Genomic DNA, 22624 nt, shown 5'->3' on the forward strand with positions numbered 1-22624 from the left:
AATTGGATTTAAGTGAATTTTAAAAACAACTAATGTTACCAGAAATAACAGTTTTAGCTAAATAGTTGAAAAAATTTTTCAAAAAAACCTTTATTTTCAATATCTTTTGGAACCACAATGACTTCGTTATCATTCAGACCATTTTTGATTTTATTAGCCATTAATGATAATTCACAACTATTTTCTTCAAAGAAATTTTTAATATAATTACCACACATATATCGACTGATCTTAATTTGATACTTTTCCAAAAGGTTATTAAATAAAAAGATTAGATCATTAGATATACATAAAAAATTAACCTCTAAACACAAATAGTCACCACTTAGACCGCTAGCAAATAAAGACTGTTTTTTTCCATTTACAATATAATTGGTAATGATCATATGCATAATACTTTGCTTCTCATAGTTTTCGTTAAATAAATCTTTAATTTCAGTTAAATAACCTTTTAAATATTTTTGATTTATAAAACTTTCATAATTCTTTTTTTTAATTGCAATATTTACATTTAAATTTTCATCATTTTCTATTATCAAGACAATGTTCTTTATAAAATTACCAACTAATTTCTCTATTTTATAAATGTTTTTATCAAGAAATTTTGATAAATCGTTTAAATCTTTAAAATTAAACTCATCTTTAATTTTAAATTCTTCTCTGTACAGATTTTCTAGTTTTTTTTTATCAAGTACAAAAATTTGTAATTTATTCTTTGAAACGTAAAGAAAAGTTTCAAAATCTACTTCTTCAATCATTTAAAATAATTTGATTCTTAATTCTTGCATCAATTTGTTTAATATCCTTAAATTCATTGCTATGCAAAAATTCCAATGCTAATTTTAAAGAATCTTTTGTGTTATTTTTAGACAATTTAATTATTATATTATTTCTGAGTTCAATATCCCATCTTTTAGATGAAAAAAAATATAGATTTTTAATGCTATCATATGAGATATCAAGTTGATCAATTATTTTTCTTAAATTTAGAAATTCATCAATATCGAGATTACCAAAAATAAATGGTAATTGATTATTTGAAAAGTCATTTTCAGAAAATTTTCCATTACTACCTACCAGATATATTTTTCCTCCATCATTTATTCTCGCTAAAAATTTAGTTTTATCTATTTTTATATCTATTGTTGATGGATACTTTTTAAAAACAAAATATTTTTCTACCAAACTATTGGTATCAATTTGATTGATGATTTCATTTTTGTTGATAAAAAAAATATTACCTAAATTTAAATCTTTAATTTCTTGCAATAAGATAGGGTTAACATTATCTCCAAGCCCAGTAACATTTATGTTTCTAATTTCCCTTAATTTAAGATTATTTAAATTAATGTTATTAATTGAACCAACCAAAATTAGTAAAAAAAAATAAATTAAAATTTTTTTACCTTTTCGTTGATGCATCTTTTAAAATCCATTCAATTAGTTTTATAAAACTAATTCCACTATATGCTGCTATTTCAGGCACAAGAGATAACTTGGTCATTCCGGGTTGAGTATTAATTTCTAACAAGTAAAACTTATTTTTATAAAATTTAAAATCAGATCTAGTTACACCTCTACAGCCTATAACTTTATGTGCCTTAAGCGCCATATTCATAACTTCATCCATTTTATTTTTAGATAATTCAACAGGTATTATGTGTTGAGTTTTAGCATTTGTATTATACTTAGCCTTATAGTCATAAAATTTTCTTTTTGGTTTAAGTTCAATCGCACCTAATTTTTTGTTACCCATAATAGCAACTTGTATCTCTCTTCCAGCAATAAATTCCTCAATCATTATCTTCTTGTAGTTTTTCATTGAATTTAAAATTTTTGTAATATTTTTTTTTGTACATATATAAACGTTAACACTAGAACCTTCGTTTTTAGGCTTTACCACAACTGGAAATTTAAGTTTTTTATCTATCAATTTTATCAAATCAGAAATTTTTTTATTGTATGAATATGTTATAAACTTTGGTGTAGTAATTTTATTCTTTATAAAAATTTTTTTTGAAATTTCTTTATCCATTGCTATTGATGAAGCGATTACACCTGAGTGAGTATAAGGTAATTTAAAACCTTCAAGGACAGTTTGAATATAACCATCTTCTCCAAATTGTCCGTGGAGTGCGTTAAAAATAATATTTGGTTTAAATTGATTAATATTCTTTACTAGGTTTTTATGAGGTTCAGAAATTTTTATTTTATAATTATTTTTTTTTAATTCTTTTGCAACTTGTGAGCCTGTATCAAGACTAATTGATCTTTCCTTTGAAATTCCACCTGAAATTATAAGTATTTTTTTTTTCAATTTATTCTAAAATTTTAATTTCTGTTTCTAACTTGATGCCTGTTTTTTTTAAAACATTCTCTGATACAAATTTTATCAGCTTTTTCATATCTTCGAACTTAGCATTTCCTTTATTTACAAAAAAATTACAATGTTTTTTAGAAATACACGCATCCCCAAAACTTTTCTCAAGGGAAACAGATTCTTTTATCAATTGCCAAACTTTTTTATCTGATTGATCTACAGGATTTTTAAAAGTACTTCCACTAGTTTTAATTTTTGTAGGTTGAGTATTTTCTTTTTTTTTTTTAGTTCTCTCATCTCATTTTTAACTAAATTTGAATTTTTTTTATAACCTTTAAAAGACGCACTTAAAAAAATTAAATCATCTGACAATCTACTATCCCTATATTTAAAGTTAATATCTTTTGCTGGTATTGTTGTTACTTGACCTGATTTATTTATTGTTTGTATTGAGACTAAAATATCTTTAAATTCTCTTCCAAAACAACCTGCATTCATTTTTATCCCCCCACCAACTGTACCAGGTATACAAGTAAGAAATTCAAATCCGCCCAAATTATTATCCATTGCAAATTCTGCAAGTGACTTGTCATTAACAGCGCTTCCAGCAATAATTATATCATCAGATAGGAGTGAAATATTGTTAAAATTGTTAGAAAGTTTGATTACAACACCATTATAAGTTTTGTCTGTAATTAGAGTATTTGAGCCACCTCCTAAAACAAATATTTTTTCTTTATTTTCAACTTTTTTTAAGAACTTAATTAATTCTTTTAGGTTATCAGCTTTATAATAAATTTTAGTTTTTCCACCTATATTAAACCAATTCTTTTTTTTTAAATCGTAATCAATTTTTATATTGTTATTAAACTCCGATGACAATTCATTCAGGCTAATGTTCATTATAATAATTTAGGAAGCTCTCTCATCCAAGTTGAGATAGTTCCCGCACCCATTCCAATAACTATTTTTTTTCCATTTATATTATTCTTAATATACTTTGCTAATTGAAATTTATCATCCACCAAAAATAATTTGACTTTTGAGTTTTTAATAAGATCTTTTGCAAAATTTAGGTAACTAAAACCTAACTTTGTCTTTTCACCAGCAGTATAAATTGGAAATAAAATTACTTTATCAGCGTCTTTAAAAGCATAGGTAAATTCTTTCTTTAAATCCTTTAATCTAGAAATTCTATGTGGTTGAAAAATACATATTTTTTCATAACCTTTATAAACATTACTTACACCATCCAAGACTACTTTAATTTCTGTAGGATGATGTGCATAATCATCAAAAAAATCTACACCATTATAAGTAAAAATTTTATTAAATCGTCTTTGTACTCCTTTAAAGTTTTTTAATCCTTTTTTTATACTTGAAACTGTTAATCCAACAGTGACTGATAATGCTGCAGCTGCAACTGAATTTCGTATATTGTGAATTCCTAATAATGGAATTTTTATTTGTCTTATTAATTTATTTTTCCTATTCGGTAAAATAATTTTTAAATCAAATTCTGAAAATTGTCTAAATTGTTTTATATTTTTTATGCAAAAGTTTGATTTTGAATCTAAGCCATATGTATAAAAATTTTTATTTTTTAAATTCTTAATTAAATTTTTATTATTCTTATCATCAAGACAAATGAATGATTTACCAAAAGATGGAACTTTTTTCACAAATTTTATAAAATACTTATTAAGTTCTTCCATAGAACTATAGAAATCCATATGCTCTCTATCAATATTAGTTATTATTGAATAAGTTGGTGGTATATAAACAAAGCTACCATCAGATTCGTCAGCTTCTAATATAGACCAATCACTTTTACCTAGTTTTGCAGAATTGTTGATAGAATTAATTACACCACCATTAATTATCGTTGGATCTATTTTGGTCTCCTGAAAAATTGAAGCTATTAAAGAAGTTGTAGTTGTTTTTCCATGTGATCCTACAACAACAATATTTTTTGTAAGAGAGACTATGTGAGCTAACATTTCACCTCTTTTATAAACTGGTAATTGTTTTTTTTTGGCTTCTATAAGTTCTGGATTGTTTTTTTTTATCGCTGAAGAAACAACTATAATAGTTGCTTTATTAATATTTTGTTTTTTATGTCCAATTGAAATTTTTATTTTTTCTTTTTTTAATCTTTCAATATTTTTATTATTAGCTACATCACTTCCTTGAACTTTAAAGCCTTTACCCTTCATTACCAAAGCTAAGCCACTCATGCCAATACCTCCTATACCAACAAAGTGAATTATTTCAGATTTAGCTAATTTAATTTTCATTTATTATTTTTAGTAAATTTTGATTTACACTATTCCAAGTATTTTGATAATTTAAATTTTCTAAGTTATTTTTTTTCTTTATAAAGTCATCACCATTTTTTAAAATATCTAGTAATAAGTCCTCTAATTTAAGTTGATTAAAATTATTTTGATCAATTATCCAACAACAATTTTTATTTTCATAATATTTAGCATTTTGGAACTGATGATTATCTTTGGAAGTAGGTAATGGAATAGCAATGAAAGGTAGCTTAAGACTAGCAATTTCGGCTAAACTAGATGCGCCAGCTCTTGTTATGCATAAATCTGCTTGGCTCAAAAGTCTATATAAATTTTGATCAAATTCAAAAACGATATTTTCAACTTTATTTTTTAAATAAAGATTTTTAAGAGTATTAATATTTGCTTCATTTGTTTGATGAATTACTTTTAGTGGCTTAATTTTTGAAATTTTTATAAAAGTCTTGTGTAATAATTCATCAAATATTTTTGCTCCTTGACTTCCTCCTATCACAATTACAGTAAATTTTTTATCTATCTTTAAATTATTATTTCTTTCATAATATTTTTTTCTTAAGAGTGGAGTCAGTACGATTAACTTATTTATAAATTTTTTTGGAAAATTAATAATATTGTTATCATAACATATTATTTTTTCACAAATATTTAAGAAAAATTTATTTGCTCTTCCAATAATCATATTCGGTTCTAATAAAAAAATTTTGATTTTTAATACTTTAGCAGCCAAACATAAAGGCAAAGACATGTAGCCTCCTGTAGAAATCAATATATTTATTTTTTCTCTTTTAAATAAAAGTAAAGATTTTATAGTTAAAAAAAATATAACCAAAATTGAAAATGGAATATAAATTAGTCGATTTAATCTAGGAGTGTCAATTAAAAAAGTTTTGTAATTTTCATTATTTAAATATCTAAAACCTCTCACGTCAGTAGAAATTGCAACATCATAATCATTTTTTAAATGATCATAAATCGTAATAGCTGGTATGACATGCCCACCAGATCCACCTGTAGAAATTAATATTTTTTTTTTCATTTCTAATAATTCATTTTTCTCTTCGTTAAATTCAAAATTATTCCTGATAATATTGAAATACTTACAATTGAAGAACCACCATAACTTAAAAATGGCAACGTCATTCCTGTAGTTGGGAATAATCTAATATTTACACCTATATGTATTGTAGCCTGCATTAAAATTAAGCTGATACAACCTATTAACACTAGTTTTACTTTTTCACTTTTTTCAAAATTAATTTTTTTAAAAACCATATAAATAAATATTAAAAATAATAATAATATTAATATTATGGCAACAACCCCAAACTCTTCTGAAATAACTGAAATTATATAATCTGTATGTGCCTCTGGGACTCTATTTTTTAATGTGCCTTCACCAATTCCTTTTCCAAAAAAACCTCCACTTGTAATTGACTCTATGGCTTTATCGGATTGAAAATTATGGGTGCCCGTTTCCCTATCAAAAAAAGAGGAGATTCTGCTTTGTATGTAGTCAAACTTAGGCACATAGATGATCAAATAAATTATAAGACTTAATACAAATAAAGAAAACGCGAAAAGAAAAAAAATGTTGATACCAGAGGTAAAAATTAAAACAGCCCAAGAAAATACAACAAGTAGTGTTTGACCAATGTCTGGTTGCATAATTAAAAGTAAAGAAATTATAGATACTATAAAAATTGATATCAAATATTTTAAATAAAGATTAGAGACCTTTTTGCTGCAAAGAATAGTTGATAACATTATAATTAAAAATGGTTTTAGTATTTCAATAGGTTGAAATCTTGGTAGGAAAAATAAATCTATCCATCTTTTCGACCCTTTAACTTCAGCACCAATTATTGGGACTAAAAATAATGAAAATAAAGAAATAAAAAAGAGAATAACTGAATATTTAAATAATTGGTTAGTATTAATAGATGAAAAAATAAAGATTATAAATATTCCAATACAAATATAAATTAAATGCTTAAAAAAAAAAAAATAACTATTTGTATCTAACTTATCTGAAGCAATTAATGAGGTTGAAACTAATGAAAAAAATAGTCCTATTATGAATAAGAGGGTTATGAGTAAAAAAATTGATTTATCTATATTCTTCCACCATTGATAATAAAATTTGTATAAGAGGCTATTATTTTTCATTTAATATCTTTTTAACTAATTGGTTAAAATAATGACCTCTATCTTCAAAATTTTTAAAATTATCGAATGAAGCACCGGCTGGGCTAAAAAATATAATATTTTTTTGTAATTTTTCTTTTTTAATAATTAACAATATTCTTTTCAACACATCTTTTAAGTTCAAAAAATTTGCAACATACATTTTTTTTTTTAAATTTGTTTTAAATTCTTTATAGTTTTTTCCAAATATAAAAGCCTTAAAATTTTTACAATTTTTTTTGGTTAGTTTAAATCTATCATTTTTTTTGGGAATACCTCCTAAAATCCAATATACTTTGTTAAAACTCTTAAGTAAATTTTCAGAAGATGCAAAGCTAGTTGATTTTGAATCATTTATGATAATTAGATTTTTTTTTTCATAAATTATTTGTTGCCGATACTTTAAACCTTTAAATTTATTTAAAGTTTTAAGTAAATTTTTATTATCTACTTTTAATATTTTTGAAATTTTTAGAATAAAAGATAAATTTTCTTTGTTCCCAAAAGATGAAAAATATTTGTTTCTTAATTGATCAAAAATTTTATCATTTTTTAATGTATCTACTTTGATAATTTTTTGTTTAAATCTACCTTTCTTTATGGCCTCGCTTATTAATGGATCATTTTTTTTTACCAACGCAATAGATTTTCTTAATTGAGAGTCTAATAATTTAAATTTAGCATTAATATAATTTTTTAAATTTTTGTGTCTTTCTAAATGGTCGGGAGTAATATTAAGTATTATTGCATATTTTGAAGTAAATAATTTACTATAATCTAATTGATAGGATGATGCTTCAATAACAAATACAGTTTTTTTAGTAATTTGTTTTTCAGATAAAGCAGGATTACCAATATTACCAATTAATCTTGAATCATGTTTTTGACTCAACAAAAGCTCATGCAAAATTTTTGCTGTAGTTGATTTTCCATTGGTACCTGTGATAGCAATACTTTTATTTTTATAAAATGAATAAAAAACATCTAAATCAGTATAAATTTTAGAGAGGTTTTTTTTTAAAATATCAGTTAATCTACAATTCGAAATATCTATACCTGGGCTAATAATAATTTTATCAAATTTTATTTTGGATACTTCCCTAACATCTTTAAGTCTTTGATTTAACTTAGAGTTAATTTCTTTTTTTAAATTATCATCAAACAAAAAAACTTTAGCTTTATTGTTTAAAAATTTATATGAAGAAATTCCACTTTTACCTAATCCATAAATTAATATTTTTTTTCCTAAAAAAATATTTTTACTTTTTGTCATTATCTTAATTTTAAAGTGGCTAATCCTATCATAGCTAGAATAATAGAAATTATCCAAAACCTAATTACAACAGTTGACTCTGGCCACCCTTTTTTTTCAAAATGATGGTGTATTGGTGCCATTCTAAAAATTCTTTTTCCAGTTAATTTAAAAGAAACAACTTGAACCATTACTGAAACAGCCTCAAGAACAAATAGTCCACCTGTTATTGCTAATACAATTTCGTGTTTTGTAATTATACCTACAGCACCCAAGGATCCCCCAAGTGCCAGAGAGCCTGTATCACCCATAAAAATTTTTGCTGGTGGTGCGTTAAACCATAAAAAACCCAAACAAGATCCAATTATAGCGCCACAAAAAATTGAGACTTCACCTGTTCCTTCAATATAGGGAATCTGCAAATAGTCAGAAAAAACTATATTACCAGTTACATAACTTATAAATGCAAAACAGCCTGCAACTAAAATTACAGGCACAGTAGCTAATCCATCAAGTCCATCTGTTAAATTTACTGCATTAGATGACCCAACTATTACAAATACTGAGAATGGAATGAAAAACCAACCAAGATTAATAATTAAGTTTTTAAAAAATGGAAAATATAAATTAGTAATTTCTTGATAATCTACAAAATATACAAAAAAACTTACTCCTAAAATTGCTAAAATAATTTGCGATAATATTTTAAATTTAAATGAAATTCCTGAAGAGTTATTATGTTGTATTTTTTTATAATCATCAAATGCGCCAAGTAAACCAAATGAAATTGCAATATAAATACAAAATAAAACACTTGTATTAGATAGGTCCCCCCAACATAGAACCGAAATTAACAATCCAAATAATATAATTACTCCTCCCATTGTTGGAGTACCGATTTTTTTGATTATATGGTCTTCTGGACCATCATCTCGAATAGGATTCACAATTTTTCTATTTGAAAAAAAATTAATGAAAGGTCCACCTATCAACAAAACAATTATAAGTGAGGTAAATAAAGATAATCCTGTCCTAAAAGTTATATATTTGAATACATTTAAAAAACCAAAAGAGTCTACAAAATTCAATAAAAATTGATAAAGCATTTATTTTAAACCTTTTATTTTATTAATCATCATATTGAAACCTGTCGCGTTTGAGGCCTTAACCATAAGATAATCATTATTATTTAAATCATTTTTAATCAAATTAATAATTTCTGTGTCGTTATTTAATATTCCACCTTTTTTTAATTTTGAGATTGAGTTGAAAGTAAACAAAACTTCATTTCCCTTAACATAAACTTTATCAATATTTGACTTATTAATCATCTTACCAATAGATCGATGAAGTTTTTTTGAATATTTTCCTAGCTCTAACATGTCACCTAAAAGTAAATATTTTTTTGATTTATTTGATTTAATTTTATCAAAGTTTAGAATTGCTGATTTAAGAGACAACGGATTTGAATTATAACTTTCATCTATCAAATTTAAGCTCTTATTGTTGAGTTTTATTTTAGAAATATCTCCTCTACCATTTGGAGTTTTGAAATTATTAAAAATATTTTTATCAATTTTAGAAATATCCAAATAGATACTCATTACTGCCAAAGTCGCCAGAATATTTAAGATATTATTTTGAAAATTATTTTGTATTAAAAAATAAGTTTTAAAATTATTTACTTTAATAGTTGCTTTATATGTATCGGCCTCTTTCTTAATATTTAAAAGTTTTATATTTGAATTTTTACTTCTAATACTGAATGATAAAATTTTAAGATTTTTTTTAATAGCTAATTTTTTATGTAGCCAAAAGAAATTATCATCAGCATTCAGAATAATAAAACCATTATCTTTTGTATTGTTAATTATTTCTGATTTTGCTAATGCAATTTGTTTTATACTTTTAAAATTCTTAGCGTGGGCATAACTAATATTCGTAATTACACTAACATCTGGCTTAACAATTTTTGATAGATAATCAATTTCACCTTTTTTATCCATTCCAATTTCTAATACTCCATAATCATCTTTTTGATTTAAATTAAACAAACTTAAAGGAACACCATATTTATTATTATATGACTTGGGGGAAATACTTACTCTTGAAAATTGTTTTAATGAATTTCCCAATAATTCTTTTAAAGTAGTTTTTCCACAACTCCCTGTGATAGCTATGATATTTGTATTTATATTTTGCCTATATATTTTTGAGCTTTTTGTTAAAAATTTCAAAGTATCATTTACTTTAAGCTGATATTTTTTATTATCATTATTAATCGTATTTACTATTGCTATTGATGCCTTTTTTTTAAAGGCTTCACTTATAAATTTATTACCATCATTTTTTTTACCTTTAATTGCAAAAAAAATATCACTTTTATTTATTTCTTGAGAATTAATCCTTGCATGTTTTAATGAAACCTTAAGAGGTATTTTTTTTTGACCAGAAAGCTCATTAATTATATTTGCTTTCAAATTATTTGATAAAGTTTGATTTTTTGTTTTTATTTCTTTAAGAATAATTTTTTTATCAGAAAAGAAAATTTTTTTCTTACCAATTTCCTGGATTGTTTCGTGACCCTTGCCTGCTACAAGTAAAATTTCTCCTGTATTTAAATCTTTTATTGCTTCTGATATTGCTTTTGCTCTATTCGGGAACTCCAATATTTTTTGTTTTTTTATACCTTTTTTTATATCTTTTCTTATTTTACTAGGACGCTCTAATCTTGGATTGTCATCTGTAAGATATATTTTATCAGAAAAATAATCTGCGATTTTGCCCATTTTAGCTCTTTTACTATGATCCCTATTACCACCACATCCAAACACTAAAGAAACATTATGACCTGGAAATTGCTCCTTTAAATTTTTTAAACAAGTTTTTAAAGCATCTGGTGTATGAGCGTAATCTAAAATTATTTTAGAATTGTTTTTAATTTTACCAATTTTTTCAAGCCTGCCATCTACAGGTTTAATTCTTGGTATAACTTTAAAAATATCTTTAATACTAATGTCGCTTTTTATTGCTGCAATTATTGCCATTAATATATTCTTTAATTGAATTTTACCTATTAAATTAAGTTTAATATTGTGTATGGAATTATTGTATTTTATCTTTAATAATTGAGATTCATCTTCAAACCGATGGGACAAGAATTGAAAATTATTTTTTTTATCTAATAATGAAAAAAGATTCAAATTTTTGTTTGATGCTATATTTTTTATTTTTTTGTATTCAGATATTTTTTCGTCAGTTATTATGTTTCCATCTTTTTTAATTAATTGTTCAAATAAATAGAGTTTAGCTTTTAAATAATCTTTAATATTTTTGTGATAATCCATATGATCTTGTGATAAATTTGTAAATACTCCTGTATTAAAAGAAAGCCCATCCAGCCTATTTTGACTTAAACCATGACTGGAAGCTTCCATAATAATATTATTAATATTTTGCTTTTTTAAATTACTTAGAATTATACTTAATTGAATTGGGTCTATCGTTGTATTTGATAATTTTTTTTTGAATTTTTTTGATTTAATTCCTAAAGTTCCAATTGAAGCAACTTTTTTTTTATTTAAATCTAATATTTGATAATAAAAATCTGCAATAGACGATTTTCCATTAGTTCCTGTAACTGCAATAATATTATTAGGTATTTTGTTATTAATTTTAAAAGATATTTCGGCTAATAATTTTCTTACATTATTTGAATGAACAAATAAAATACCATTTTTTAACCCATTAATTTTTTTTTCAGTCACGATTATTTTTGCACCATTAGAAATTGCAGATGATATAAAACTATTGCCATCTACTTTGCTTCCTTTAATTGCAAAAAAAATATAATTTTTTTTTATTTGAGTACTATCAAAGGAAATTCCTGAAAAAAAAAATTTTTTATAAGTAGCTTTAATGTTTTGAAAGTAATCACCAAGGAACATAATTATTTAATTTCTAGATATTTTGTGGCTAAAATGGGCCCAATTTTATCCATTACTTTTCCAGCTACCTCAACTGAAGTCCATCCTGCTGTATTATACAGGGTTCCTTTCCAGCCACCCTTTTGATGTCTGTATTTATAATAATAGTCTTTTGCTTTTTGTGGCGTGTCTAGCATAATAATAAACACAAATTGTGGGTTTGATGTTGGAAATATTGATGCAAAAGTGTTTATTTTTGCATCAGAATAAGATCCATCTTTCGGTTGATCTGCAGTTCCTGTTTTGCCACCAATTTCATAGTTTGCAACATTCGCAAATTTTGCCGTACCCTCTTTTGTATTAACTATTTTTCTTAAAGCTGTAACGACTTGTTCTGAAACTCCCTTGTTAAGGAGTCTATTCCTCTTTTTATCATTTTTAATAGTTAATGTTGGTTTAACATCATAACCACCATTTGATATAATTGCATAACCTTTTGCCAACTGAAGGATTGTGGTTGCAACTCCATGACCAAATGAGACCGTTGCTAATTTACATTTTCCAAAATTATAGCTTTTTTGTGGGGCTACTTCTTCGATATCAAAGTTAATTTGACTCAATACACCTATTTTTTCTAAAAAAGACTTATGTTTATCAGGTCCAATTTTTTGACCTATTCTGACAGAACCAATATTTCCTGATCTAATTAAAATCTGTTCAGCTGTTAAGTCAGATGGAATTTTATTATCATACTCTCCAATTCTATGTTTGTCACATCTAATAGATTTAGGTAAATCAAAAAACTCAGTTTCTGGTTTTATCAAATCTTCATTTAGAGCACTTGCAAATGTAAAAGATTTAAAAACTGAACCCAGCTCGTAAGTTCCTTTGGTTACTCTATTAATATAATTTACATCAGTTATATTTTGTCTCTCGTTAGGATTAAAATCAGGTAATGAAACAAGTGAAAGAATAGTGCCATTGTTTACATTCATTAGTATAGCCGCACTACCTTTGCTTTTAAAAATTTCCTGATATTTAATTAATTCTTTTCGTATTAAAAACTGTACATCTTTATCAACTGTTAGTTTTATGTCTTTTTTTGATTTTCTTAGAATTTCATTAAAAGATTTTTCAAGACCTGAAATTCCATTGTTGTCATCATCTATTTGACCAATAATATGACTAAAAAGATTTTTTTGAGGATATATTCTTAAGACTTTTTCTTCAGGTTTTATTGACTTGTCTCCAAGTTTCATTATCTTTTCATAATTTTCTTCGGAAATTTTCTTTTCTAAATAAAAATATTTTTTTTGATTAAGTTCTTTTTCAATTTTACTAAAATCTTTATTTGGAAATATAATCTTTAAACTTAGTAAAAGTTTTTTCTTATCAATTACATCAGAAGTTTTTATTCCTATATCAATTGATTTAACAGTTTTAGCTAAATAATTACCATTAATATCCTTAATATCTGCCCTATAAAGTTTATCAATAGCAACTGAAATATTTTCAGTTTTATCTACTTGGGATGCACGTGAACCTAAATGAATTAAATGAATAGTGTAGATTAAATAAATAATAAAAAAAACAAAAAATATAAATGTTACTCGGTTAAATTGAATATTTAAATTTGTTTCATTTTTTTTATAGATAAAATTATTTTTGTAGTCCTCAATAATAATTTTTGATCTAGATTGTTTCATTATTCTTTTGTTATTTTCAAATCTTGAATTTTTTTGTTTTTATTTTGTCTTTTAAAGACTTTTATATTTTCAATATTTTTTTGAATTAAATCATCTTCAAAAAATTGTAATTGAAATTCCAATAATTTTTCTGAAGAACTTAAATAATCATGTTCCAATTTTATTTTTTCAAATTCAGATCGCAAAACTCTTAGATTTTCCTTAACTGTAAAGATATTATCTTCAATTTTTTTTGCTGAATTTTTAATGATTGCTGTTGATAGAATTAGTAAAAATACAATCAATATTAGGACAGACTTCTTCAAAGTTTGTCTCCAAAATTTTCTATTTCAATCAAATTTTTAAATTTATCTAAAATGTCAGTTTCAAAATCATAAAAATTTGTTTTCTTTTTTACATATCTAAGTTTTGCAGATCGGGAAGGTGAATTTTCCATGATTTCTTTTTCGGAGGGGACAATTGCTTTTTTTTCGATTAATTCAAATAAGGTTTCAGCTTGTTCCATGACCGGAACATATCTGGATATACTTTTTTTTTCAGAGAGACTTTTAAAAAAATATTTTACTATTTTATCTTCTAGCGAATGAAACGTAACAACAGCTAATAATCCATCTTTTTTTAAAACTTTTGCTGCATTAATAAGACCAAATATTAACTCGCTAATCTCCTTGTTAACTAAAATTCTTAAAGCCTGAAAAACTTTAGTGGCACTATGTACTTTATAATTTTTTTTTCTTTTTGTCTTGTCTATGATCTTAACAAGCGTTTGTGTATTAATTTCATTCTTTGATCTTTCTTTAATAATGTTTCTTGCAATGAATTTACTTTCTTTTTCATCTCCAAAAAATTTAAATACTTTTTCTAATTCTTTTTCATCTAATTTATTTATTGCATCTCCAGCTGAAAAATTATTTAAACCCATTTTCATATTTAAATTTCCAATTGAGTCAAACGACAAACCTTTTTTAGGATCTTTTATTTGAGTATAAGAATATCCAAGATCAAAAATTACACTTTTTATATCTTCGTTTTTAAGTTTTAAATTATTTAATTGACTAAATTTTAAATTTTTAAATAAAAATCTATCCTCAAATTTTTTTTCTATTTGATTGGCAATTTTTTTACTCTCAATATCCCGATCAAGAGCAATTACTTTGCTATTTTCAAATTCTAAGATTTTTTTAGAATAACCACCTTGACCAAAAGTGCAGTCAATAAATGTGCCACCATATTGAGGGGAAATAATGCTAATAATTTCTTTTAGCAGTACCGGATAGTGCTTTTGCGCTTTCGGTACTATGGTGGCGTCCATTTATATCTTTGAAGACCATTAATTCTTTTGTCTTCTTAAGAATGCTGGTATTTCAAGATCATCATCTTCCTCGTTTGAAGACAATAATTCCTCTGCACTTGAGCTTTCTGATTCTGTACTAAATAAATCTGGAGCTTCTGAGTCTACTCCAAATTCTTTTAAGTCATTTGAAACATCCTCTTCTATACTTTCTTCCATTATTGGTTCTTGAATTTCCTCCATGGCTTCTTGGGTAAATGATTTTTCCATTTCATTAACAGAACTATCTTCAACAACACTTTCTGTTTTAAGAGCAAGCTCATCATTTACAACATTGGTACTTAATGTTTCTTGTTGTTGTTCTTGAGTTATCTCATTTTCAAGCTTTAATGCGTTTGCACCATGTGATACTGGGTTTGATATTGAGTTAGAAAAATTAAATGATGCAGATGATCCCATGTTTGAAAAATCTGAATAACCAGGGTTTCTATTTTGAATACGGTGAACCATATTTATCACAGATTTAGTTTCTGGTTGTTGTCCATCTAAAGATGTTGCAACAATCGAAACTCTCATTTTGCCATCAAGCTCAGAATCGGTTATTGCACCAATAATCAACTCTGCTTCTGGATCAACTTCAGCTCTTACTTTGTTTACTGCTTCGTCTACTTCAAAAAGTTTAAGATCTTTACCACCAGTAATATTAACAAGTAAACCTTTTGCACCTTTAAGAGTATAGTCATCAATCAATGGATTGCTTACAGCCATATCAGCTGCTTTAATAGCTCTACCTTCTCCTTCAGCTTCACCAGTTCCCATCATTGCTTTACCCATAGATGCCATAACTGTTTCAACATCAGCAAAATCAAGATTAATCAAACCTGGTCTTACCATCAAATCAGTTATGCTTTGCACTCCATGCATTAGAACATTGTTTGAAAGATTAAAAGAATCTTCGAAAGTAGTTTGTTCATTTGCAATTTTAAATAAGTTTTGATTTGGAATAACTATGATTGTATCTACATGTTTTCTTAATTCTTCCAAACCTTGTTGTGCTCTTCTCATTCTTGAGGGGCCCTCATATAAGAATGGAAGAGTTACAACTCCTACAGTTAAAATATTTAATTCTTTTGCGGCTCTAGCAATGACATGAGCAGCACCAGTGCCCGTTCCACCACCCATACCAGCTGCAATAAAAACCATGTTTGCACCTTGCAAAGTATTTACAATTTCATTTAAAGACTCATCGGCTGCTGCTTGACCTATATCTAGTTTTGCACCTGCCCCTAAACCTTTGGTTAAATTTAAACCAATTTGAATTCTTGTTTTACATTTACTTAACTTCAAATCCTGAGCATCAGTATTGACTGCAATAAATTCTACACCTTGTAGGTTATTCTCAATCATTTCATTTATTGCATTACCGCCTGCTCCACCGACTCCCATTACTAAAAGTCGTGGTTGTAATTCTTTAATTTCTGGTGCTTTAAAGTTAATTGTCATTTGTTATTTCCCCTCATTGTTATTAAAATGTTTTTCCCATTTAAGGTTTGCTCGATTTAAATTTGCTTTTTTTCTTGCAGTTACCTTAAATTTTTCAAATAAAGTTGGCTCCCATATTTGGAAAGCTTGTCCTTGACCAACAAATAGCATGCTATTTTTAATCTTTGCATGTTTTAATAATTTTGATGAAAGGGAGATTCTTCCTTCGCTATCGAATTGTAAGTTTATACTTTCTGCTAAAATTGAAGTTGCAAAGAAATCTCTTTTTTCTTCAAATGGGTTTAAAGAATCTATTGCAGATGAAATTTTTTCAATTCTATCCTGTGAGCAAGCTTCAATTGATGAATTGTTAAATGATGGATAACAAATAACACCATTATATCCTAGGTTTGATAAATGAGACCTAAAACTAGCAGGCACAGAAACTCTCCCTTTTTTGTCTAGTTTGTTCTCGTAAGTAGATAAAAACATTTTTTTTATAATTTATAAATTCCATATGTGGGAATATATGGGAATATATGGGTATTTTAATAAAGTGTCAAATGCTCAATTTTCTTGATTTTACAACAACTGTAAGTAACTTTTTTTTATCAAAGAAGATAAACTAAGCAATGCTCAAAACTTTCATTAATACATCAATTGATTGAAAAAATAGAACAAAGTTGATTCAATAATGAATCAAAACAAGAACATTTATTTAAGTTAAAATTTAGGTTGTGGATAATTTTGCCAGATAAATTATAAGCCGGGTTCTGTCATTTAAACCTATCATTTGTCTAGGCTTAAGATTGCTCTTAAGCTCAAGCAACTAACCCTGATGACGAGCCAAGGATGGCTTTTAGTTTTGCAACAATGTCATCTCTACTTAGTCTTGCTCCCAGTGGGGTTTTCCAGCGTTCATTGTTACCAATAGAACCGGTGTGCTCTTACCACACCTTTTCACCCTTGCCATGTTATGGCGGTTTATTTTCTGTGGCACTATCCCTAGGGTCGCCCCCGCCAGGTGTTATCTGGCACTGTATCCTTGCGGAGCCCGGACTTTCCTCTTTAATAAATAAAGCGATAAATCATTTATCTGGCAAATATAATTTATTACTAAACTGCAAAACTTCAAGATGTATTAATAGAGTTTTTTAACCAAATTTTGGCTAATTATTAAACATTCTTGATCAACAAGACCATCTATTACTTCTTGTCTAAACCTTCTTTGAAAAGATTTAGTAATCATTCTTAAATATTTTACTTTGTTGATATTAAAATTTTTAGGCATATTTTTTGGATAACCAATTCTAAACACATTATTAAAAAATAATTTTTTTTCGAATTCATTAGTTTTTATAATCCTTTTTTTTAGTAGAATCTTATTGTCTAATTTATGCCAATAGCCAATTTTGTGTTTTGATAAATATTTCCATGGAAATTTTTCACCTGGGTCATTTTTTCTAGTTGGAGCAACATCTGAATGACCTAAAATATTTTGAGATTTTATTTTATACTTCTTAATCAAAAATTTTGTTAACTTTAAAATAGATAGAATTTGTTTTTTTGAATATTTTTTATAGTTAAATTCATGCCCTGGATTGCTTATTTCAATTCCTATTGAATTTTTATTTAAAGATTTGTTATTTTTCCAAAATGAAACCCCTGCATGCCATGCTATATATAAATCTGGAACTATTGTTACTATTTCACCATTATTTTTAATTAAATAATGACTGCTAACATTTGAATTTATATCTGTTAGTCTGTTTATCGCCTCAGATTCTCTCTTCATTCCGGTATAATGAAAAATAATAAATTTAATTTGTTTTGGTGTCCTTTTAGTTGAATAAAAATTTGGTGAATAATTTAAGATTGTTTTTAAACTCATTTTGGGTGGCAATTTTGGCTACTTTTCTGTCTTTTTGCTGACATTTTTTTAAAATATTTCTTAATTTACTTTAAAATTTTATATATTATACAGGCAATTATGTTTAAAAAAATTATTTTTTCATTAATAATTATTTTGTTTGCTTTTAACGCGAATGCTGCTTCAGATGGTAATTTAGTTCTTGAAAAAAATAAACCATCAGAAATAAAAGATTGTTTTGAGAATATAAATAGAGCTACTTTTGCATTTAACCAAGTGTTGGATGGCATAATTTTTAAACCAGTTGCAGGTGCTTATAGGGTTTTACCAACTCCCATCAAAAGTGGTGTAAGTAATTCTTTAGACAATTTATCTAATTTAGTCACAATTCCAAATAACATAATCCAAGGTGATTTAAGAAAAGCAGGAATAAATTCAGGAAGATTTTTAATCAATACCACTGTTGGTATTTTGGGCATAATAGATATTGCAGAACTTTTGGGACTTCCTGAATATGAAAAAGAGGATTATGGTCAATCACTAGCAAAACTTGGTGTAGGTCCAGGATGCTACCTTGTTCTGCCAGTTTTAGGTCCAAGCACAGTTAGAGATACCGCTGCTTCGTTTGCAAACATTATGGGTGGAGATGCATGGTATAACGTTACTGTTAAAAATGACACTCAACATTTCAGTGATATAGACTACTATTCATCAAAACTTACTGCTGGTGTTGACTTTAGAGCAAAAAATTATGATTCTATTGAAAATCTAGAAAAAAATTCTGTAGACTTTTATGCTTCAGTAAAAAGTTTATACCTACAAGACAGGCATCAAAAAATTCTTAACTCAAATGGAACTATAGAAGCAATGAATGATTCTGATTGGGAAGAAATAGAAAATCAATAATATATTCTCTAAATAATGAATTTAAAAAAAATAGTTATCATATTTTTTATATATTTTTTTAATATAAACAATCTTCATGCAATTGAGCCCAGTAATTTTGTTCAATTAACAGTTAATAAAGCATCTCTAATTTTATCAACAAAATCTTCTAAAGAAGAAAAAATAAATCAATTAAAAAATATTGCCAAAGATACAGTAGATATAAGAGGTGTTGGTTTTTATTCTCTTGGATCATTAAGAAAAAGTTTAAACGATGAGCAGAAAAAAAAATATTTAGAACTATTTGAAGATTATTTTTTAAAAAGTTTTTCTAGTAGACTGGCTGAATATACTAATCCAGAAATTGAAGTTAATGATAAGAAAATATTAAATAAAAATTATACTATTGTTAATAGCACGCTTGTTGGAACTTCTGAAAGACCTGAAGTAAAAATTGATTGGAGGATATATACTAAAGATCCAAACAAACCATTGATTAGGGATTTAATAATAGAAGGATTAAGTCTAGCAAGAACACAAAAAGAGGAATTTGCTTCAATCATAAATTCAAATGATGGAGATATAAATGCTCTATTTAATACATTAGAAGAATTTTCAAAATAATATTAAATATTTTTGTAATGGTGGGCCCGCCAGGACTCGAACCTGGGACCAATACATTATGAGTGTACTGCTCTAACCAACTGAGCTACAGGCCCTCAGTAATTCCTCGTTGATATACAATGTTTAACTCGTACATTCCACACGAAATTAATGTTTAATCGTTATTTTTATTTTATCTTAAAAGGTCAATGAAATCAAAGATAATCCTATATTCTATTTCTACGTGCTGAGTCCTGTGAGAGTCCCAGGAGTAAATATAAAAAAGGATCCTAAGGGTTTTAGAAAATCCAAACTAAACGTTTAGAGTACCTGTTAGGATTTCAAATTAGGTACTTACAATTAGACCTTTAGTCTAAGTTTTAGAGATAAGCTCAATTAATTTTTAAAAAATATTACAATACTCGAATCAACTTGATAGACCCACCAATCAGAAAAAAAAGAATTACTAATTCCTGAAGATTATTTTTAAGTTCTGGCTGAGTTAGAATTGTTGGAATAGGTGTTAATAAAGATTGTTTGAGTTGTGCTTGTGCAGCAGCTAATCTTGCAACTGGAACTCTATATGGTGAGCAAGAGACATAATTCAAACCTACTTTAGCACAATTGACGCCTCAGAGACGCAAAACAGACCAATGCTTCTAGAATGGTAGCGGGAAGTGGGATCGAACTACTGACCTCGGGCTTATGATTTTATAATTTTATAAAATTTCAAATCAAAGTAATTATAGAATTCGATAATTTTACGTTCATCTTCAGTAATCTCTTTTTTATTGCTAGATTGATTTATATGAGGTACTTCGATATTTTTTATATTAAAATTATCAATCAGTTTAAGAGTATCATTTTTAAAATTTTCAAAATTAATTAATTGATAAAAATTTTTAGTATTTTCTAAAGCTTTTTGAAATAAATCATTATTCATATCTTGATCTAATTCACCTGAGTAATATTTGCAAAATATATTTTGTGCCTCTGGACAATATCTCATAAAATGAAAAATTCCTTTTTTTGCTAGATAATTATATGGTTGTTTTTTATCTTTTAATGACGCTTGATAAAATGAATAAGCTCTTTTGATTGGATCTCTTATTACGCTAATATATTTTTTTTCTGATGGTGAGTGAAATATTGATATTGGATTGTGACCACCAGGAAATATTTTATTGTTAGTCAACTGATTATTAATTTTTGTGATTATACAGTTTAAAGACATTCCTCCAGTTTTTGGAATATGAACAAAAATATATTGATAATCATTTGAAACTTTGTAATTGTTTTTATTCATTATTGATGAATTTCTACCAATCATTTTAGGATAAAATGAACTATATGTGTTTTGATCTATAAGTTTTAAAAAAACTTTACATATTTCTTTGTATAAAGACATTTTATTAGTAAAATATATAAGATTTTTAAGCTTTTTTCTGTATTTTTTTTATTTGTGCTTGTGCAGCAGCTAATCTTGCAACTGGAACTCTATATGGTGAGCAAGAGACATAATTCAAACCTACTTTAGCACAATTGACGCCTCAGAGACGCAAAACAGACCAATGCTTCTAGAATGGTAGCGGGAAGTGGGATCGAACCACTGACCTCGGGCTTATGAGTCTATCGCCATGAACCCTGCTCACTTACTCTAGAACAATTAGTCCTGTAAATGCTCTCTTTCCTTTCTATGCATATTGAATCAAATTAAAGAAACCTAGTCAAGAACCAATGTCATTGGAGCACTAAATTAAAAAAAAAAGTTTTTTTTGATCCAAGATTACCAAATCCTGAACAGAGAGTCTAATTGCTTTAAACCTCTATGCTACAGCTTAGCTAATTTATTAGCTAAATCCTGAGGTCTTAAATTTGCATACACTCTCATTAATGTTCTAGGCTCAAGGTGTCCTGATATAAGCTGAACTTCTGGCACGTTTAAAGATTTTTCCTCAAACATTCTGCTCAAAGATTCATGGCGTAAATCATGGAAACGAGCATCTTCTATTCCATATTTTTTTGTCAACCTTACCCAACTTAGACGAATAGCATTTGAACTCATTTTTATTGGCAGGTTATTCTGCAAGAGCTGCACTGCTTTTGGTGTTAATGGGATCTTTCGAGGCTTAGTTTTTGCTACAGGAATAGTTAATAAGTTACCTTTGACATGCTCAGGTTTGATATTAGCAATCTCTGATCTTCTCATACCTGTTTCAAGAGCCAACCTAACTATAAACTTCATGTGTGGGTTTGTTCTATTACAGGTAAAGATCTTATCTAGTTCCTGCTGTGTAAATCTTCTGTCCCTTGGTTCAGGGTTTGTAGGTCTACGAATAGATAAGACAGGATTAACTACATCATAACCCCATTCTTTTTTACAGATTGTGAACAAATGACTAATGATTGCAAGTCGTCTATTTACTGATGAACTTTTAAGAGAACGTAAAGCTCTATCTCTGTATTGTGCTATCAAAGATCTATCCATGAGGTTTATGGCATAATTTACAAAACCCTCTGACAAGATATATTTAATTAACTTTGTTTCCATCTCTTTGGATCTCTTATGAGCTGTAACTTCATCTCTGTATCTGATTAATGCATCACGCATAATTGGAAATTTCTTTTTAGCTATATCGTGCTTCTCTCTAAAAAGTTTATTTTCTAGATCTCTAGAATAACGTTGAGCATCTATTTTTGTTTTGAATGTTTTTGTTATTGGAGGATATCCCTGCACTCTAATAACAGTTTGCCATGAGCCTTTTCGTCTACGAATATAAGCCATTT

21 protein-coding genes, 1 tRNA gene, 1 other RNA gene and 2 pseudogenes are annotated in these 22624 nt (G+C 26.7%); 2 read left to right on the forward strand and 23 right to left on the reverse strand.

The genetic code is table 11. The features are described 5' to 3' along the window. Window positions 1-53: 53 nt before the first annotated feature. The 18 genes from ACIJYE_RS05340 to ACIJYE_RS05425 all read right to left on the reverse strand — a co-directional run bounded on the left by ACIJYE_RS05340 (window position 54) and on the right by ACIJYE_RS05425 (window position 18370). Window positions 54-758 carry a hypothetical protein gene (locus ACIJYE_RS05340; RefSeq protein ID WP_435089790.1) on the reverse strand — a complete coding sequence of 235 codons (705 nt, stop codon included), beginning with the start codon at window positions 756-758 and terminating at the stop codon, window positions 54-56. After that, window positions 751-1422 (reverse strand): cell division protein FtsQ/DivIB, encoded by a 672-nt coding sequence (locus tag ACIJYE_RS05345; RefSeq protein WP_435089791.1) that lies wholly within the window; start codon window positions 1420-1422, stop codon window positions 751-753. Before ACIJYE_RS05345 ends, ACIJYE_RS05340 begins: the two co-directional genes overlap by 8 nt. Continuing rightward, window positions 1403-2317 carry a D-alanine--D-alanine ligase gene (locus ACIJYE_RS05350; protein ID WP_435089793.1) on the reverse strand — a complete coding sequence of 305 codons (915 nt, stop codon included), beginning with the start codon at window positions 2315-2317 and terminating at the stop codon, window positions 1403-1405. The genes ACIJYE_RS05345 and ACIJYE_RS05350 overlap by 20 nt, the downstream gene beginning before the upstream one ends. A 1-nt stretch (window position 2318) precedes the next feature. Then, window positions 2319-2573: a hypothetical protein gene (locus ACIJYE_RS05355; RefSeq protein ID WP_435091270.1), complete on the reverse strand. Its 255-nt coding sequence runs from the start codon at window positions 2571-2573 to the stop codon at window positions 2319-2321. Further along, the gene (locus tag ACIJYE_RS05360) at window positions 2537-3223 is read right to left on the reverse strand and encodes a UDP-N-acetylmuramate dehydrogenase (protein WP_435089795.1); all 687 of its coding nucleotides are present in this window, start codon (window positions 3221-3223) and stop codon (window positions 2537-2539) included. Before ACIJYE_RS05360 ends, ACIJYE_RS05355 begins: the two co-directional genes overlap by 37 nt. Further along, window positions 3223-4617, reverse strand: coding sequence for a UDP-N-acetylmuramate--L-alanine ligase (gene murC, locus ACIJYE_RS05365; RefSeq protein ID WP_435089796.1), 1395 nt, complete (start codon window positions 4615-4617; stop codon window positions 3223-3225). The genes ACIJYE_RS05360 and murC overlap by 1 nt, the downstream gene beginning before the upstream one ends. After that, window positions 4607-5674, reverse strand: a complete 1068-nt coding sequence (locus tag ACIJYE_RS05370; RefSeq protein ID WP_435089798.1) for a UDP-N-acetylglucosamine--N-acetylmuramyl-(pentapeptide) pyrophosphoryl-undecaprenol N-acetylglucosamine transferase — start codon at window positions 5672-5674, stop codon at window positions 4607-4609. Before ACIJYE_RS05370 ends, murC begins: the two co-directional genes overlap by 11 nt. Before the next feature lie 2 nt (window positions 5675-5676). Beyond that, window positions 5677-6804 carry an FtsW/RodA/SpoVE family cell cycle protein gene (locus ACIJYE_RS05375; protein ID WP_435089799.1) on the reverse strand — a complete coding sequence of 376 codons (1128 nt, stop codon included), beginning with the start codon at window positions 6802-6804 and terminating at the stop codon, window positions 5677-5679. Beyond that, complete coding sequence (gene murD / locus ACIJYE_RS05380) at window positions 6794-8095, reverse strand: UDP-N-acetylmuramoyl-L-alanine--D-glutamate ligase (protein ID WP_435089801.1); 1302 nt, start codon at window positions 8093-8095, stop codon at window positions 6794-6796. Before murD ends, ACIJYE_RS05375 begins: the two co-directional genes overlap by 11 nt. Then, window positions 8095-9180, reverse strand: coding sequence for a phospho-N-acetylmuramoyl-pentapeptide-transferase (mraY, locus tag ACIJYE_RS05385; protein WP_435089802.1), 1086 nt, complete (start codon window positions 9178-9180; stop codon window positions 8095-8097). The genes murD and mraY overlap by 1 nt, the downstream gene beginning before the upstream one ends. Beyond that, window positions 9181-12021 carry a UDP-N-acetylmuramoyl-L-alanyl-D-glutamate--2,6-diaminopimelate ligase gene (locus ACIJYE_RS05390; RefSeq protein WP_435089804.1) on the reverse strand — a complete coding sequence of 947 codons (2841 nt, stop codon included), beginning with the start codon at window positions 12019-12021 and terminating at the stop codon, window positions 9181-9183. It lies immediately after the preceding gene. Between the two features lie 2 nt (window positions 12022-12023). Beyond that, complete coding sequence (locus tag ACIJYE_RS05395; protein WP_435089806.1) at window positions 12024-13706, reverse strand: peptidoglycan D,D-transpeptidase FtsI family protein; 1683 nt, start codon at window positions 13704-13706, stop codon at window positions 12024-12026. Further along, window positions 13706-13990 (reverse strand): cell division protein FtsL, encoded by a 285-nt coding sequence (locus ACIJYE_RS05400; protein WP_435089808.1) that lies wholly within the window; start codon window positions 13988-13990, stop codon window positions 13706-13708. The genes ACIJYE_RS05395 and ACIJYE_RS05400 overlap by 1 nt, the downstream gene beginning before the upstream one ends. 17 nt (window positions 13991-14007) lie before the next feature. Further along, on the reverse strand, window positions 14008-15018 hold the full coding sequence (gene rsmH, locus ACIJYE_RS05405) for a 16S rRNA (cytosine(1402)-N(4))-methyltransferase RsmH (RefSeq protein ID WP_435089810.1): 1011 nt from the start codon (window positions 15016-15018) through the stop codon (window positions 14008-14010). An 18-nt stretch (window positions 15019-15036) separates the two neighbouring features. Continuing rightward, window positions 15037-16500: a cell division protein FtsZ gene (ftsZ, locus tag ACIJYE_RS05410; RefSeq protein ID WP_435089812.1), complete on the reverse strand. Its 1464-nt coding sequence runs from the start codon at window positions 16498-16500 to the stop codon at window positions 15037-15039. Between the two features lie 3 nt (window positions 16501-16503). After that, a complete protein-coding gene (gene mraZ, locus ACIJYE_RS05415) occupies window positions 16504-16971 on the reverse strand; it encodes a division/cell wall cluster transcriptional repressor MraZ (RefSeq protein WP_435089813.1) in 468 nt (155 codons plus the stop codon). 254 nt (window positions 16972-17225) lie between these two features. Then, an RNA gene (gene rnpB / locus ACIJYE_RS05420) (RNase P RNA component class A) lies at window positions 17226-17579 on the reverse strand. Between the two features lie 41 nt (window positions 17580-17620). Beyond that, the gene (locus ACIJYE_RS05425; RefSeq protein WP_435089814.1) at window positions 17621-18370 is read right to left on the reverse strand and encodes an N-acetylmuramoyl-L-alanine amidase; all 750 of its coding nucleotides are present in this window, start codon (window positions 18368-18370) and stop codon (window positions 17621-17623) included. A gap of 99 nt (window positions 18371-18469) precedes the next feature. Here ACIJYE_RS05425 and ACIJYE_RS05430 point away from each other — a divergent pair, with 99 nt between their 5' ends. Beyond that, complete coding sequence (locus tag ACIJYE_RS05430; RefSeq protein WP_435089816.1) at window positions 18470-19255, forward strand: MlaA family lipoprotein; 786 nt, start codon at window positions 18470-18472, stop codon at window positions 19253-19255. A gap of 15 nt (window positions 19256-19270) precedes the next feature. Next, on the forward strand, window positions 19271-19858 hold the full coding sequence (locus ACIJYE_RS05435) for an MlaC/ttg2D family ABC transporter substrate-binding protein (protein WP_435089817.1): 588 nt from the start codon (window positions 19271-19273) through the stop codon (window positions 19856-19858). An 18-nt stretch (window positions 19859-19876) separates the two neighbouring features. Here ACIJYE_RS05435 and ACIJYE_RS05440 read toward each other — a convergent pair. The 5 genes and pseudogenes from ACIJYE_RS05440 to ACIJYE_RS05460 all read right to left on the reverse strand — a co-directional run bounded on the left by ACIJYE_RS05440 (window position 19877) and on the right by ACIJYE_RS05460 (window position 22622). Continuing rightward, window positions 19877-19953, reverse strand: a tRNA-Ile gene (locus ACIJYE_RS05440). A gap of 420 nt (window positions 19954-20373) precedes the next feature. Next, window positions 20374-20460, reverse strand: a pseudogene (locus tag ACIJYE_RS05445) (putative PEP-binding protein); the annotation flags it as partial. Between the two features lie 80 nt (window positions 20461-20540). Further along, window positions 20541-21245, reverse strand: a complete 705-nt coding sequence (locus ACIJYE_RS05450; RefSeq protein ID WP_435089819.1) for a hypothetical protein — start codon at window positions 21243-21245, stop codon at window positions 20541-20543. A 25-nt stretch (window positions 21246-21270) separates the two neighbouring features. Next, window positions 21271-21378: pseudogene (locus tag ACIJYE_RS05455) on the reverse strand (putative PEP-binding protein); the annotation flags it as partial. Window positions 21379-21668: 290 nt separating this feature from the next. After that, window positions 21669-22622, reverse strand: coding sequence for a tyrosine-type recombinase/integrase (locus ACIJYE_RS05460; protein WP_435089821.1), 954 nt, complete (start codon window positions 22620-22622; stop codon window positions 21669-21671). Window positions 22623-22624: the final 2 nt, after the last annotated feature.

This window comes from Candidatus Pelagibacter bacterium nBUS_30, assembly GCF_051201245.1.
Lineage (GTDB): Bacteria > Pseudomonadota > Alphaproteobacteria > Pelagibacterales > Pelagibacteraceae > Pelagibacter.

What these genes read in the sequence shown, in the direction of transcription:
- mraY (WP_435089802.1), bottom strand. Translation starts at nt 9,180, where the DNA reads ATGCTTTATCAATTTTTATTGAATTTTGTAGACTCTTTTGGTTTTTTA.
- murD (WP_435089801.1), bottom strand. Translation starts at nt 8,095, where the DNA reads ATGACAAAAAGTAAAAATATTTTTTTAGGAAAAAAAATATTAATTTAT.
- ACIJYE_RS05450 (WP_435089819.1), bottom strand. Translation starts at nt 21,245, where the DNA reads ATGTCTTTATACAAAGAAATATGTAAAGTTTTTTTAAAACTTATAGAT.
- ACIJYE_RS05370 (WP_435089798.1), bottom strand. Translation starts at nt 5,674, where the DNA reads ATGAAAAAAAAAATATTAATTTCTACAGGTGGATCTGGTGGGCATGTC.
- rsmH (WP_435089810.1), bottom strand. Translation starts at nt 15,018, where the DNA reads ATGGACGCCACCATAGTACCGAAAGCGCAAAAGCACTATCCGGTACTG.
- ACIJYE_RS05425 (WP_435089814.1), bottom strand. Translation starts at nt 18,370, where the DNA reads ATGAGTTTAAAAACAATCTTAAATTATTCACCAAATTTTTATTCAACT.
- ACIJYE_RS05360 (WP_435089795.1), bottom strand. Translation starts at nt 3,223, where the DNA reads ATGAACATTAGCCTGAATGAATTGTCATCGGAGTTTAATAACAATATA.
- ACIJYE_RS05375 (WP_435089799.1), bottom strand. Translation starts at nt 6,804, where the DNA reads ATGAAAAATAATAGCCTCTTATACAAATTTTATTATCAATGGTGGAAG.
- ftsZ (WP_435089812.1), bottom strand. Translation starts at nt 16,500, where the DNA reads ATGACAATTAACTTTAAAGCACCAGAAATTAAAGAATTACAACCACGA.
- ACIJYE_RS05390 (WP_435089804.1), bottom strand. Translation starts at nt 12,021, where the DNA reads ATGTTCCTTGGTGATTACTTTCAAAACATTAAAGCTACTTATAAAAAA.
- ACIJYE_RS05430 (WP_435089816.1), top strand. Translation starts at nt 18,470, where the DNA reads ATGTTTAAAAAAATTATTTTTTCATTAATAATTATTTTGTTTGCTTTT.
- ACIJYE_RS05345 (WP_435089791.1), bottom strand. Translation starts at nt 1,422, where the DNA reads ATGCATCAACGAAAAGGTAAAAAAATTTTAATTTATTTTTTTTTACTA.
- mraZ (WP_435089813.1), bottom strand. Translation starts at nt 16,971, where the DNA reads ATGTTTTTATCTACTTACGAGAACAAACTAGACAAAAAAGGGAGAGTT.
- murC (WP_435089796.1), bottom strand. Translation starts at nt 4,617, where the DNA reads ATGAAAATTAAATTAGCTAAATCTGAAATAATTCACTTTGTTGGTATA.
- ACIJYE_RS05340 (WP_435089790.1), bottom strand. Translation starts at nt 758, where the DNA reads ATGATTGAAGAAGTAGATTTTGAAACTTTTCTTTACGTTTCAAAGAAT.
- ACIJYE_RS05460 (WP_435089821.1), bottom strand. Translation starts at nt 22,622, where the DNA reads ATGGCTTATATTCGTAGACGAAAAGGCTCATGGCAAACTGTTATTAGA.
- ACIJYE_RS05435 (WP_435089817.1), top strand. Translation starts at nt 19,271, where the DNA reads ATGAATTTAAAAAAAATAGTTATCATATTTTTTATATATTTTTTTAAT.
- ACIJYE_RS05395 (WP_435089806.1), bottom strand. Translation starts at nt 13,706, where the DNA reads ATGAAACAATCTAGATCAAAAATTATTATTGAGGACTACAAAAATAAT.